Here is a 14,562-nt window from a genome sequence, read left to right as displayed (position 1 = left end):
ATCCATTACCGGGCAGAGTAGCGTTAACATGCCAAGGTAAGTTTTCACGCTTTGATAACTATGCGGGTCCTCATGTGCTTGAAGAAGGCTAACTTTAGTAATTAGGACGCTATTCGTCTTTAGCGCTTTTGCCTTTTTTAAAGGGCAGTTGTTTGTTTATGATCCTTACGATAAGACATATATAAATTAACCTGTTGTTTGGTTATGGGTTTTCCAGACATATCTTTCTCTATTGAATTTGATATATCTGAAGTGTACCCAAAGCGGTCAACCTAAGTGTCGCGAACCGGCCAAGCTAATTGTCGCCTAATTTTACCTTGGGATTTTTTAAATAAAGCTTTCAATTTCAAGAAATTTCCTTATAAAATGATAAAAACTCGGTGCTTAACGGTACATATAACGCCCATGTTATGCGGGGAAGTATTGTTTGACTATACCCCATGAATACAGCACAAGAGAAACGCTATAATCACCTTTATAAACAAAATTTTATCAACCTTTCTTTATAATGAAATGGCATAGGCCTTATTATCAGGACAATCAATATATGTTTAAAAAGTTAGTTAAATCTTTATTTGCATCGTTTAAAAAAAATAACCAGCGTAATTATTTATATTTTGAAGAAAGTAAAAATTATAAAGAAGAAGAGCAAGAAAAAGCGATAAGTGAATTACAGGCTTCATTCGCATTAAAGTCAGTTAATACTGTTTCAATGGAAGAAAAATATCAAAAAGAGTTTTATGACTTTTTATTCGGGCAGTCTCCTACAACAGAGCAATATGATGACCTATCTCGCTATGTCGCTGATCAAGTTGTAAAACTATTGGATAACCCAAGACACATTTTGAAAAGTTTGCCTGTATTACCAGTGTCGTTAACTAAAATTATAGACCAGTTAAATGATAAAGAATTTGATACTGAAATATTGATAGACTTAATTCAACAAGACGCAGTAATAGCAGGCAAAGTCATAGAGTTAGCAAATTCTTCTTTTTATAATAGAAGAAATAAAGCAATAACAGATCTCAAATCAGCATTTATGTTGCTGGGATCAAATGGGCTAATGGAAGGGGTGATCAACGGTTTTGTGAGTAAACTTGCACCTCGTTCTCATATATATTTCAAACAATATGGCAATAAAATATGGCAGCACAGTCTTTCGACGGGAGTCATAGCAAAGGAGTTAATAAATCTGTCTTCAAATAAAGCGGAGTCCGCACAGGGCTATCTAATAGGTTTGATCTGTAACTTGGGAGACATGGTTATTTATCAACTATTGATAGAAGCCTTTTCTTATGTGCACCCTGACTATCAGCCAAACTCATTCGCTTTTAAAGACCTGATGTTTAAAAACTCAAAAAAAATAACATACCACATTGCCAAACATTGGAACTTCCCCAGTTCAATATTGGAGGCTCTCGCATTACAGGTAAAGTTAACTAAGTCTTCAATGCTTCGCTCTGCGTTTAATAAAAGACCCATTGCATGTTACATATACGAAGCAAACATTATTAGCGAGTTAGAAATCAGGTTTGAATATCATGACATTGACGACGTTACTTTGAGCGAAGCAAAAGATTTTTTAGTGTTTAGCAATGAAGCAAAACAATACATAGACAATTTATTGAACAAGGAAGTTCACTTTTAGTCAAGCGTTATAAGTTATAAAGGTTATTGGTACAAGGCCTGATATGTTTATGATTTCACAAAAGCTCACTCGCTTTTGGCTAGAAACTTAAGTCTTAATTTAGTCGATTGAAGCTCTAGATTAGTGCAAAACGTGCTCATTCACCATGAATGGTTGCTACAATGGTGCGGCTACCGCCATAATCTCTGTGTTCTCCTAAGTATATGCCTTGCCACATGCCAAGGTTGAGTTGCCCGTTGGTGATAGGAAGAGTAATACTTGAACCAAGTATACTTGATTTAATATGGGCAGGCATATCGTCATCACCTTCATAGGTGTGTTGATAGTAAGGCGCGTTTTCTGGCACAAACACATTAAAATGCTTTTCCATATCGGCACGTACCGTTGGGTCGGCATTTTCATTAATGGTTAGTGAAGCGGAAGAGTGTTTGATAAATAAATGCAATATGCCGCAATTAATTTTATCTACTCCATGCAACTGGGTGATCAGTTCATTAGTAATTAAATGAAAACCACGCTTTTTGGCAGTTAAGTTTATTTCTGTTTGTATCCACATATAACGCGCTTATAGCTAACTTTTATTCTTGGTTAGGCTTTATTATGCGCTAGAATGAAAAAAAACTCGACCGTATTGGCCGAAGTTTTTTATGTAAGCAGAAAGCGTGTTTACCTCATATCATTTTAATTAACCATTAACCATTAACCATTAACCATTAACCATTAACCATTAACCATTAAAAATTAATAGCTACTTTGGCCTAATTTTCACTCAATGTTGACACAACTTGAAGGTTATTATGCAATGTTCTATGTACAGGGCAACGATTCGCTATTTCTAGTAATCTGTCCTTTTCAGCATCACTGAGTGGGCCTATCAACTGTACTTTACGGACCAAGGCTTCTACTTTTTGCTCAGGTGTTGCAGCCTCAAGCTTGGTAGCGTTACTGTTTGCTGTTAAATGATTGTCTTCTGCTAAATAGTCACGTTCATGAGATAAACAAACTTCTACGTGCTCTAGTGGCATTTTTTTATGATCAGCATACATACGAATTGTCATCGCGGTACAAGCGCCTAAAGCCGCAAGCAAATGCTCGTAGGGATCGGGCCCTGTGTTCTTTCCGCCTAAATCGGTTGGTTCGTCGGCATACCAATGATGATGATCACTAAAAATGTCTAACTGAAATTTATGGTCAAGCTCTGTTACCAATACGCGACCTTTAGTTACCGTAGGTTTTGGCGTTTCAGGGGCTTGAATATAACGACAGGCCCAAGCAGAAATAGTTTGCGCGGCATATTCACTGTCTGCTACTTTTGACAGAAGATGGTCAGCGGTGTCTAGGCTAATAAAGCTTTTAGGGTGCATAGCGGCTTTATATATTTTCTCGGCATCAGCAATATCAACGGTTAAATCAACGGGTGAGTGTAGTACGAGTAAGGCTTTTTTTAGCTGCTTGATATGCTCAGTGGTTTGGTTGTGTAAATCCTCTATAAATTGTTGTTTAATAGTGAAATCACGCGCGCCTAAACGTACTGTGGCTGAGCCAGTTTCTTTAATGTTGTCTAAGTGGGCGGCAAAGTTTTTTATTACATTGTTTGCTTCATATGGCGCACCAATAGTAACAACTGCTTTCACTGTTGGTAGTTGCGCAGCAATAGCTAAAACGGCTGCCCCTCCAAGGCTATGGCCAACTAATAGTTGCGGCGCTTGGTACGCTTGTTCAAGAAACTTAGCCGCGGCAAGTAAGTCTTCAGTATTAGATGAAAAGTTAGTATTGGCAAAATCACCTTCGCTGTTCCCTAAGCCAGTGAAGTCAAATCGAAGTACAGCAAAACCATTTTGTACTAAAAATTGGCTAACCCTCGACGCCGCAACACTATCTTTAGTGCAAGTAAAACAATGCACAAACAAAACATAAGCACGTATGGGTTGGTCGGGTGTTTCTAGCAAACCGGCTAATTGTTGTCCCTGACGAGTAAACGCTACTTTTTTTCTCATCGACTATCACCTTAATTTAGTAGAGTTGGTATAAGCTATCGCTACTCATCATAAATAGCTAGGCATAAAAGTAAATAGTCATAAAATTATAATAAACGAGTTACTTTGCTGGTGTTGGCAGCGTTCAGTTAACACTTCCCTAGGACTGCCCACTTGAGCAGCCACTAATAAGTGGCATTACATAATCGTATTTGCTTTAGGGAGTGGTGTTATTAATTTTATTAAAGGCAATAACCGTTTGTGGGATTAACTGTTCAATAATATCAAGGTGTGGGCTTTGGGCTTTATATCGCGCATAAAGCGTCTTGTAAATGCCGGTTTCGCCAATGCGTTTGGTTTGTACAAACGACTGTTGGCTTAAACTGCTGACCAACCATGCCGGTAATACAGAAATTCCCATATTAGCCGCAACCATTTGTAAAATCATATGGCTATTCGCAACTTGTTTAATGGCTTTAGGTTTGTTTTTTAGTGCCATATTTCTGCCCGCTTCTTTGTTCAGAAAAAGCTTAAACAGATCAAGCTCTTCAGTTTTTACCGGGTAAGTTAATAAAATGTGCTCGTTAAAATCCGCCGCAGTTAAAAAAGGCTGGTTACCTACGTCACTGTCTTTGGCTAAAACCGCAACAACCTCATAAGTGCCAAGCGCATGATAAATATAATCGTCGTTGTCATTTTTTTCATCAATAAATAAAATATCAACCTTATCATTTGCTTTGTGATGACTTTGGCCGGCAAAAGCTTGTTCAGCTGAAGTTTGTCCAAAAAACGTTTGTTCAACAAAGTGAATTTCTAAGTCAGGGTATTGCTGCGAAAACTGTTCGGTAACGGGCAATAACCATTGAAAACAGGCGTGGCAAGCAATGGCTAAATTTAGCTGAGTGATTGTGTTGCTTTCAGCTTTTAACTCGCTTAATGCGGTATTTATTTTAGGTAAAATATCGTCTGCTAACTTAAGTAATACTTCGCCCTTGCTTGTAAATTGTACGGGGGAAGTATTACGGATAAAAAGCGTTGTATTTAACCTTTGTTCTAAATCTTTTATTTGATGCGAAAGCGCAGACTGGCTAACAAAAAGCGCATCTGCGGCTTTTCTTATGTTGCCAGTGCTTGACAAAGTAGCGAGTGTTTTTAGGTGTTTTATCTCAAACATTATGAAATTCCTTCATATTCATAGTGAATTTATTGCGCTTGTGCGACTAGCCTGTTCTTTTTAAAGTATAACCATGCAAACGTCTAGACGTCTATTTGTTTTTTCGTTATTTATTTTTCGTTATCATTTATTACATTCAATTGGAGCAGGTTATGAAAATTCACAATTTAGGTTTTCCGCGCATTGGCGCAAAACGCGAATTAAAATTCTCTTTAGAAAAATACTGGCGTGGTGATATTAGCCAAACTGAATTCTTAGCGCAAAGTCGTGCTCGTCGTCAATCAAACTGGCAAATTCAAAAAGCGTCAGGCATTGATTTATTACCCGTTGGCGACTTCGCTCATTATGATCATGTACTTAATACCACATTATTACTAGGTTTAGTGCCAAAACGTTTTGCGACACCTCAACATGGCGAACAAAGCAACAGCGCGCTAGATGTAGAGTTTCGCGTTGCACGCGGTAAAGCGCCTACCGGCTGCCAATGTGCCGCGAGTGATATGACAAAATGGTTTAACACCAACTATCACTATATTGTACCAGAGTTGTCATCTGAATTAGTTAACAGTGTAACAGCTAAAGTGAATGTTGAGCCGTTATTATCGCAATATTCAGACGCAAAAACAGTGTCAGATAACAGGAAAGTTGTTTTGCTCGGCCCTATTACTTATCTTCATTTAAGTGTGGTAGAAAAAGAAGACAAATTATCATTACTGCCGGCATTATTAGCACGTTACCAGCAAGTATTAACTCAACTCGCGCATGCGGGGGTTAATTGGCTGCAAATAGATGAACCCATATTAGGGTTAGAGTTAGATAGCAACTGGCAGCAAGCATTTACTCAGGCTTATCAAACGCTAGAAAAAAGCACGTTAAAATTATTATTAACGACTTACTTTGCTTCAATTGAGCATAATATAGCAGTGATTAAAGGCTTACCATTTGACGGCATACACTTAGATACCATTGCAGAGCAAAGCAATATAAAAAGTATTATTGAACGCTTACCTAATGATTGGATCATTTCTTTAGGTGTGATCAATGGTCGCAACGTGTGGAAAACTGATTTAGTGTCAGCCTACCAAAAGCTACAACCACTTTATCGCCAGTTAGGCCAACGTTTATGGCTTGCACCGTCGTGTTCATTATTACATTCACCCGTTGATTTAGCACAAGAGCAAAAGCTCGATGAAGAATTTAAATCTTGGTTGGCTTTTGCTAAACAAAAGTGTCAAGAGTTGACCTTGTTAAGAGACGCATTAGTCAATGAACATATTGATGATATTACCTTGTATTCTAATGCGGCTATCGCGCGTCGTGTTGCTAAGCGTATTCATAACCAAGCAGTACAGCAACGCGTGAATAGCTTAGTTGCTAAAGACTTCCACCGTAGCGAAAGCTTTGAAAAGCGCAAAGCCATACAACAACAAGCTTTACAATTGCCAATATTACCTACAACAACAATAGGGTCATTTCCGCAAACAGGTGATATTCGAGCAGTGCGTGCTAAATGGCGTCGGCAAGAAATTAGTAACAGTGAGTACCAACATTTAATTAAAGCTGAAATTAAAGACACTATTGAGCGTCAAGAAGAAATTGGCCTAGATGTCTTAGTGCATGGTGAAGCTGAACGCAATGACATGGTGGAATATTTTGGTGAATTACTTGAAGGTGTTGCCTTTACTCAATTTGCTTGGGTACAAAGTTATGGCTCTCGTTGTGTTAAACCCCCGATTATTTTTGGTGATATTAGCCGTAAAAAACCAATGACACTTGAATGGATACAATACGCGCAGTCGCTAACGACTAAGCCCGTAAAAGCAATGCTTACTGGTCCGGTCACGATTCTTGCCTGGTCTTTTGTCCGAGACGATTTGCCAAAAGAGCAAGTGGCTAAGCAAATAGCGTTAGCGATCAGTGATGAAGTAAGTGATTTAATTGCCAGTGGTACGCAAATAATTCAAATAGATGAACCCGCTATTCGTGAAGGTATGCCAATTAAACAAAGCCAGTGGCAATATTATTTAAACTGGGCAACCGCTTCATTTGGTTTGTCGGCAGCTAAAGCGCCAGCGAATACACAAATTCATACGCACATGTGTTATTCGGAGTTTAATGATATTCTACCGGCAATTATTGCCCTTGATGCTGACGTACTAACGGTAGAAACTTCTCGCTCGAATATGGCGTTGTTAGATGCTTTTGACCAGCAATCTTACCCTAATGATTTAGGACCCGGCGTTTATGATATTCACTCGCCTAATATACCCGATGTAAAATGGATGGTTGATTTGCTAGAAAAAGCCCAACAGCATATTCCACAAGACAGGCTTTGGGTTAACCCTGACTGCGGCTTAAAAACACGTGCTTGGGCTGAAACTAAGGTAGCGCTAGAAAACATGGTATTAGCCGCTAAACAAGTTAGGGCAAATACCATTGCTTAAATTTACATCTAGGTTTACGCATGAACTAGCATAAAAAAACCTCGGCTGATTATCGTCGAGGTTTTTTATTTAAGCGCAATAGCAACTTTACAGCCAATTATTCCTTTGACGCATCAAGTCATGCTTTGTTATACGTGTAGACTCACGCTAAAGCTTAGTCTTCAAGAAAACGAATAACCGTTGGGTTTAAGTCAGTGGTGAAACGTGTTTTTACTTTTTCATTGGATGTTGTATCGATAATATCAACACCAGGGTTCGCGGGTGATGACATGCTTAACCATAAAAAATTAGCCGCGTCTAATCCCATAAAGTTAATCGACTCTGTACCTGTATCTGCTACGTTACTGGCAGTTACTTCACCTGTGGTTGGGTTAAATTGGTGCAGGGTAGACACTTCATGGTAATAAGGTTCAAATACTGACTCGCTCGTATAGAAATAACCTTGCTCTGGTGATAAAACCACCGTGCTATTGATAAAACCGGCAGTATTGTCGGTAATGTCACTGGCATTCAGTACTTGGCGCACGCTGTAATCACTTGGCGCTATTTCTTCAATACGGCTTAAGCTTAGGTCGGTATTGCTATAAGCGCTACGTGTGCTGACATACACTTTATCATTACCGCTAGTGATACCAAACGGGTTAAGGCCTACTAAAGGAATGCCCTTAACAGCATCGTCGCTGTTCGCATTGGTTTCAATTTCTTCATCGGTTTCAGTATCAAATACGGCAACGTAAGTGGTATTTGGTAACCAAGCATCAGACAAGCGCTGCATAACAATATAGAGTTTGCCGTCATTAATCACAGCAGACGCTGGGTTTGGTGTTTCACTGGTGTTATCTTCAGGCACGTAACTTGATAAGTCTAACTCGCCTATTTTAAAATCATCAATGTTGTCGGCTTGTGGGTTAACAATCCATACCTTGCTAGAGCCTAAACGTAATAAATACGCTTTAGTTTCATTGAGTGACACTAAAGCAGAAGGGTTGCGGCTGGTGGTGTCTTGCGCATCTTGTGTTGAAAAAGACCATATTGCGTTCTCTCTTTCATCTACGTCTGCACCATTATATTTGGTGATGGTATCAATAAAGTATCGGCCAATATGGTAAACGTCTGTTTTATAGCTTGATAAAGTATAATCAGAGGCATCTTTTATATAGTAACCTGTGTTAACTTCTTCAGTGTAGCCGTTGATGTAAACTACTTCAGAGCCACTGTAGTCAGGTGCCAGGGTTTGTACTACCGCCAATGATGGTGTGTCTTTAATATCGCCAACCGTCACTGAAATATGTAATTCATCACTTAATAAGCCTTTGCCGTCATCGGTGGCAACAACGGTAAGCTCGTAAGGCCCTGTTTCACCTATGTCAAAATTGGGGGCTGTAATAAAGCTTAATTGTCCGCTTTGATCAATAGTAAAAAGCGCATTGTCTGGGCCCGTAATACTAAAGGTTATGGTGTCGTTATCAGCATCTGTTGCTGTATATTGAGCAACCGCGACAGATTTTTCTGCAACCACAGGGGCGGTGGCTCCTGTTAGTACAGGGGCGTGGTTACTGTCTGAGTTACAACCACTTAGTAAGCTAGCAGAGACTAGCAAACTTAACGGCAGGGCGTGTTTGGTATACGTTTTTGACATTTAAATATCCTCGATTGAAAATTTTAGTTGAACACTTCTACCTTGCGCTGGCCTATTGGCCAAATCTTGGTATTGTTCGTTAAGTACATTGTTAAAAGATAAACTGACATGGTACTTTTGTGTTTGCCAGTTAAGTGAAAGATTGGTTAAATGACGGTCAGCAGGGTTACCACCGCCAACGGTATTATTGGCTGATTCAAATTTATTACTGCGATTGAAATACAGATCTTTATCAAGGTTACTGCTTACTTTTACTTGCCAGCTTGGCGATAGCTTATAGAGTAATGAGGCGCTATATTGTTGGTGATAAATACCCGGTAATTTTTTATTGTTAAAAGCGCTAAATTCAGACGCTGTTTCGCTATCTATAAGGTTGGTTTGTAATGACAACGACAAGTTGCTGAGTAAAGTAATATTGCTTTGTAACTCAAAACCATGAAGTAAAGCACCCCCAACATTGGTGTAAGCGCCCACGCCATTTGAATTAAAAATAGCGACAATCGCGTTGTCTAAATCTTGTCGATAAATAGCCGACGATAGATTAAATTGCTTGACCTGGTACGCAAGCCCTAAGGTAAGGGTACGCGCTTCTTCAGGCTGTAAGTTACTATTCCCCTTAAACGAGCCTCTATCACCAAATAGTTCAAACAGCGTGGGGGTTCTCATGCCGTTACTTAGGTTTAATGACGTATTAAAATCACTGTGACCATAAGTAAGCCCGAGCTCTTGCGTTGAATAACGAGATTTTTGTTTATTAACAGCGTAGGCCGCTGGGTTATCTTGTTGGCTATCGGCTATATTCAATGCACGATTATTATTGTTTTCTCGTAGTTCATTAGCGAGCAAGTAACTGCTAATAGGGTAGCTATTGCTTTGCCATTCAACACGCGCACCATAATTAATTTGCCTTTGCTCGGCTTTTACATCACATCCACTGGTGCCATTACACTGTATTTGTTCGCCATTTTGTTTGCTTAACGATTTAAAACTTTGTTGGCTAATATCAATAAAAGGGCTGAAATTCATTGTTGCCCAGTGAATATTGGGTTTAATACTGAGTTGTTGTTTAGTGTTTTTATAATCACTGGTGTCTGTTTTAGTTTCAATAGGGCTGTCGCGGTAAAGTTCGTTTTTTTGCTCGCCTGAGTAGTTAATTTCAACCCCCTCAAGGTTGATGCTTTTGGCGATATCTATATCTGCTAACCAATAATGTTGAATACTGTACCTTACCTGGTCGCTTTCAAGTGAAGAGCTATTTTCGGGAGAGTTATTCCTATAATTGGCTAAGGCTTTTTCTTGCTTGTTGTATTGCAGGTTAAAGCGCAATTGGTGTTGGCCAAACTGGGTGTTGTCATTTATAAATAAAGACAGTTTTTCAAAGGCGTTGTTTTTTAATGGCTCATTAATTGATTCAGAAGGACGGTTAAAGCTTTGTGGTACTAAAAAGTTATAATCATTATCACTGGTTAAGTAGTTACCACCGAACGCTAAACTATGTTTTTTAAAGGCGCTGTTATGTAACAGGTTAATTTCTTTATAACCAAATGACCCTATTGATAACGCTATTTTTTGCTTGTTTTCACTTGGATTGTAAGTGTTTACTCTAATTACGCCGCCTATGGGGGTTGAGCCTGTGCCTAATGCTTGGCTTTTACTGATTTCAATGCTTTCAATTTGCTCGGTTGGTATTTGGTTAAGGTCAAAACCGCCAAATTGGCTATCGTTGACCAATTGGCCATCAACATACATTTGCACTTGCTTGCCACTTGAGCCTCGAATAGAAATAGAAACAGGGTTGCCTAAACCACTGACCTGCCTTATTTGTATACCATTGATATTTTGTAGTGCATCAGAGAGTGTTTGAGCAGAGCTAATTAAATCGTCACGGCGCAATACTTGGTAATTTACCGTGCTAAAATGATGAGAATTTACCACTTCAATCGTTTCAGTAGCTGGTTTTGTTTCTAGCGTTGCTGTTACTTGTTCGCTAGCGTCACTCATTGGCGTTTGCGCAGCATAGCTTGGCTTTACCAGTATTAAGTAGCAGTAAAAAATAGCGAAAATAATTGAGCACAGTTGCATTATCATGACTCAAACGCTCTATGGGCAGTTTTTGTTTGGTAAAAGTTTCGGCTGTGGTCGATGTCGGCGCACAGTTGAGATAAAGCTGTTAAGCTTCGCATTGTCATGCGGTGCATGGCGTCGGCATTAGGTTGTATTATTTGCTGGTTTTTAACGGCTGAAATAACAGGCCAATCTTGCCAGTTAACGCCTGCGTCTTCGGTTTGACGTTGCGATCTAGGTTGAATAATTAATTGAATGGGTGTGTTTAATAGTTTTTCAATATTAATTTGTGGGTACTGAACATTAAGCTGCTCAAATGGATTGCTTGCTTGGCAAACAGTTAAAAACTGTTGTGGCCAACTGCCTTTAGCAACCGTGGTTAATGGCCTTGCCCAGAGCTCGTAAAATACCGTAACGGGGCTTTTATTTTGGTAGGTTTGTTTAATGATGTTAAGTTCATTTAAAAATTTTTCTGCTTGCAAGTCGGCTTGTTTTTTATGACCCGTTAATTGACCAAATTCGCGCATTTCTTTGGCAATGTCTTCAAAAGTATCAGGCTGAGAGTAAATAACATTGAAGCCTAGTTGCGCTAGTCGCGCTAGGTCATCACTGGGGTTACCACTTTGCCAAGCAATAATTAAATCAGGCTGTAAGGCAATTACTTTCTCTATTTGTAGGCGTAAGTAGTTGCCAATAATAGGAATTTGGTTGGCTTGCTCCGGGTAGTCAGCAAAAGCCGTTGTCCCTATTATTTGCTCGCCAGCGCCTATGTCGTACAGCATTTCTACAATGTGTGGAGAAAGGGCAATAATACTAGGTTTATGCTCAGTAGGTGTTTTTGCAACGGTGCAAAAAGACATGCTAAGCAGCGATACTATTAGTAAGTATTTGATCATTATTCTCTATTACTCAAGTTGTTAGCGTGATTACAGCTCTATTTGTTCTTTACCAGTTCTTTACTAGCGCTTACCAATCAATACCTTTTTGCGCTTTTATACCACTGTCAAAAGCGTGCTTAACCGACTGTATTTCACTTACCGTATCGGCTAATTCAATAATAGAGCGATGACAACCCCTGCCAGTAATAATAACATTTTGATTTTTAGGGCGATTTTTTAAAGCCTCAAGCACTTCATCTAAATCAATATATTTGTAGGCCACCATATAAGTTAATTCGTCCATTAACACCACATCAATATTGTCATCACTTAATAATGCTTTATTGCGTAGCCACACTTTTTGGGCAGCCGCTATATCTTTCGTTTTATCTTGCGTGTCCCAAGTAAATCCTGTTGCCATTACCTCAAAGCTTACACCTGCATTTTCCAGCAAGGCTCGCTCACCACAGTCCCAAGTACCTTTAATATATTGCGCAACTGCCGCATTTAAACCATGCCCTACAGCGCGGGCAACGGTGCCAAACCCCGACGTTGATTTACCCTTACCGTTACCGGTAATAACAATAATTAAACCACGCTCTTCTTGCGCATCGTCAATGCGTTGGTCAACTTTTTCTTTTACCGCTTGCATACGCTTTTTGTGCTGTGAACTTTTTTTATTTGCACTGTTGTTTGCGTTATTGTCCGTGTTTTTATCTGCGCTATTATCTGTAATGTTATCTGTATTATTATCTGTCATGGTTCTCTATCACTGTTATTTTTTAATCAATAATGGCCGTTAAGTGTTTACTTATACTGTTTACTTGCATTGTTTATTGGCATTGTTTATTGGTATGTTTTTGGTTAACACCGTTAACTTATATTTCTGGTTTTCACCATAATAAATAAGAAAAATATACTGCCTAAAGCCGACGTTATTATGCCAATAGGGATCTCGGCATTGGCGAGGGCTGAGCGGGCAATAATATCGACCCAAATTAAAAAGCTACCGCCAATTAACGCGCTACCAATGACCAATTTTAACGTGGTAACCCCAAACACTTGCCGAACAATGTGTGGGATCATCAAGCCAACAAAACCTATGCCGCCGCAATAAGCAACAATAGTGGCGGTTAATGCTGCGCAAAGGGCAAGCATCAGTAGCCTTAATTTATCTACATTTATTCCTAAGCTTGCAGCACTTTCATCACCCAGTAATAACGCATCAATTTGGCGGTGTAAGGCGGCAATAATAATTATACTAAGCAGTAATATTGCAGTAATAACATAAAAGTCAGTCATTTTTACACGCGCTAAGCTGCCCATTAACCAAAAAATAACGCGGTTAGTGGCAAAAGGTTCACCAAAATAGAGAATAAATTGCGTGACCGCGCCCAACATAAAAGACACTGCAATGCCGGTGAGTAGTAGCTGCTCCATGCGCTGTAACACTTTGGCTATAACAAGCACTATGGCAATAGCAAATAAAGCGCCTAAAAAGGCGGCAAGGGGGAGGGCAATAGCCAGCTGGTGCTCTAAACCGATACCCGCTAACGAAAGGTTAGCAATAGTAACCCCTAAACCAGCACCTGAAACTATGCCAAATAAATAAGGGTCGGCTAAGGGGTTGCGTGTTGTATTTTGTAAGATAGCACCAGCAATAGCTAACCCCATACCAGCGACCAAAGCCACTAACACTCTGGGGACTCTTACTTGCCAAATAACCATTTCACTGATTGGGTTAGGGCAATCACCTATTATGCAGTGCAATATTTGCGTATTCGTTAAATTGGCTGGGCCAAAGCTCAAGCCTGCAATGGCAGAAGCTAAGGTAAAGATAAATAAAATAAAAGTTGTTATAAATAACTTATTCATCTTTAGCGCCATTAGTCTTGTTTACATGGGGTGTTTCTTGTGGTGGTAATGAAAAAAACACGCGTGGTTTATTGAGTGTTTCATCTTGCACTACTGCGCAAGGAAGCCTAAACACTTTACTTAATTGGCTTTGTGTTAATACTTGCGTTGGGCTGCCATCGGCAATCAATTGGCCATGCTCTAATAATAGTAAGCGCTGGCAATATTGGCTGGCTAAGTTTAAATCATGCACGGTCATGATTACCGTAATATTTAATTGCCTAACTAAATTCAACACTTGGTGCTGGTAATAAACGTCTAAGTGATTGGTTGGCTCATCTAAAATAAGTATTTGCGCTTTTTGCACTAAAGCGCGAGCAATGAGCACCCGTTGCTGTTCACCACCAGAAAGTTGGCTATAAGGTTTTTGTTCGGTGTTTGACAAACCGACTTTTTTTAGCGCCAGCTGTATTTGTTGTTTGTCGTGGTCATCGTCAATGGCAAATAAACCTTTAAAGGGTAATAAGCCCATTTTAACGATATCAATAACGGTTAACGAAAAAATAGCTTCAGTTTTTTGGGTAACTGTAGCGAAGTTTTGCGCTAGTTCTTTTGCAGAATAATGACTAATTATTTTATTGTTAAGATGAATAGTGCCAGACAAGGCAGTTGTTTTACGCTGTTTTTGTTGCTGGCTAATACAGCGTAATAAGCTCGTTTTCCCCGCGCCATTGGGACCAATAATACCGATCACTTCCCCTTTACTCACGTTAAAGGAGATATTGTTAAGAATGACCTTGTTGTTGATCTGCCAATGAAGCTGACGAACTTGTAGTTGTGTCGACATAGTCTGTTGGTGTTTTCCCGCACACAAAATTTAAGCTT

At 39.4% G+C, this 14,562-nt stretch carries 11 protein-coding genes; 2 read left to right on the top strand and 9 right to left on the bottom strand.

Features of this window, described 5'->3' with window-relative positions; genetic code table 11:
* The first annotated feature begins 547 nt into the window (after positions 1-547).
* The gene (locus AC0UA9_RS06475) at positions 548-1,648 is read left to right on the top strand and encodes an HDOD domain-containing protein (protein ID WP_475658573.1); all 1,101 of its coding nucleotides are present in this window, start codon (positions 548-550) and stop codon (positions 1,646-1,648) included.
* Positions 1,649-1,784: 136 nt separating this feature from the next.
* On the opposite strand, the gene AC0UA9_RS06470 is transcribed toward AC0UA9_RS06475, so the two are convergent.
* The 3 genes from AC0UA9_RS06470 to AC0UA9_RS06460 form a co-directional block, all read right to left on the bottom strand.
* Entirely contained in the window at positions 1,785-2,204 is a 420-nt protein-coding gene (locus AC0UA9_RS06470; RefSeq protein ID WP_475658569.1) for a secondary thiamine-phosphate synthase enzyme YjbQ, read from the bottom strand.
* 202 nt (positions 2,205-2,406) lie between these two features.
* A complete protein-coding gene (locus tag AC0UA9_RS06465; protein WP_475658568.1) occupies positions 2,407-3,645 on the bottom strand; it encodes a bifunctional alpha/beta hydrolase/OsmC family protein in 1,239 nt (412 codons plus the stop codon).
* Positions 3,646-3,841: 196 nt separating this feature from the next.
* Entirely contained in the window at positions 3,842-4,798 is a 957-nt protein-coding gene (locus AC0UA9_RS06460) for a LysR substrate-binding domain-containing protein (protein WP_475658563.1), read from the bottom strand.
* 152 nt (positions 4,799-4,950) lie between these two features.
* On the opposite strand from AC0UA9_RS06460, the gene metE reads away from it, so the two are divergent.
* Positions 4,951-7,242, top strand: coding sequence for a 5-methyltetrahydropteroyltriglutamate--homocysteine S-methyltransferase (metE, locus tag AC0UA9_RS06455; RefSeq protein ID WP_475658560.1), 2,292 nt, complete (start codon positions 4,951-4,953; stop codon positions 7,240-7,242).
* 154 nt (positions 7,243-7,396) lie between these two features.
* On the opposite strand, the gene AC0UA9_RS06450 is transcribed toward metE, so the two are convergent.
* The 6 genes from AC0UA9_RS06450 to AC0UA9_RS06425 all read right to left on the bottom strand — a co-directional run bounded on the left by AC0UA9_RS06450 (position 7,397) and on the right by AC0UA9_RS06425 (position 14,524).
* Positions 7,397-8,881, bottom strand: a complete 1,485-nt coding sequence (locus tag AC0UA9_RS06450; RefSeq protein ID WP_475658557.1) for a cadherin repeat domain-containing protein — start codon at positions 8,879-8,881, stop codon at positions 7,397-7,399.
* Positions 8,882-10,969, bottom strand: a complete 2,088-nt coding sequence (locus AC0UA9_RS06445; protein ID WP_475658553.1) for a TonB-dependent receptor — start codon at positions 10,967-10,969, stop codon at positions 8,882-8,884.
* A complete protein-coding gene (locus tag AC0UA9_RS06440; RefSeq protein ID WP_475658550.1) occupies positions 10,966-11,805 on the bottom strand; it encodes a cobalamin-binding protein in 840 nt (279 codons plus the stop codon). The genes AC0UA9_RS06445 and AC0UA9_RS06440 overlap by 4 nt, the downstream gene beginning before the upstream one ends.
* A gap of 106 nt (positions 11,806-11,911) precedes the next feature.
* Positions 11,912-12,583, bottom strand: a complete 672-nt coding sequence (cobO, locus tag AC0UA9_RS06435) for a cob(I)yrinic acid a,c-diamide adenosyltransferase (protein WP_475658547.1) — start codon at positions 12,581-12,583, stop codon at positions 11,912-11,914.
* Between the two features lie 113 nt (positions 12,584-12,696).
* Positions 12,697-13,698, bottom strand: coding sequence for a FecCD family ABC transporter permease (locus AC0UA9_RS06430; RefSeq protein ID WP_475658544.1), 1,002 nt, complete (start codon positions 13,696-13,698; stop codon positions 12,697-12,699).
* Positions 13,691-14,524, bottom strand: coding sequence for an ABC transporter ATP-binding protein (locus AC0UA9_RS06425; RefSeq protein WP_475658541.1), 834 nt, complete (start codon positions 14,522-14,524; stop codon positions 13,691-13,693). The genes AC0UA9_RS06430 and AC0UA9_RS06425 overlap by 8 nt, the downstream gene beginning before the upstream one ends.
* Positions 14,525-14,562 lie beyond the last annotated feature (38 nt).

This window comes from Colwellia sp. F1 (assembly GCF_056238625.1).
This window is presented reverse-complemented; position numbering and strand designations above follow the sequence as displayed.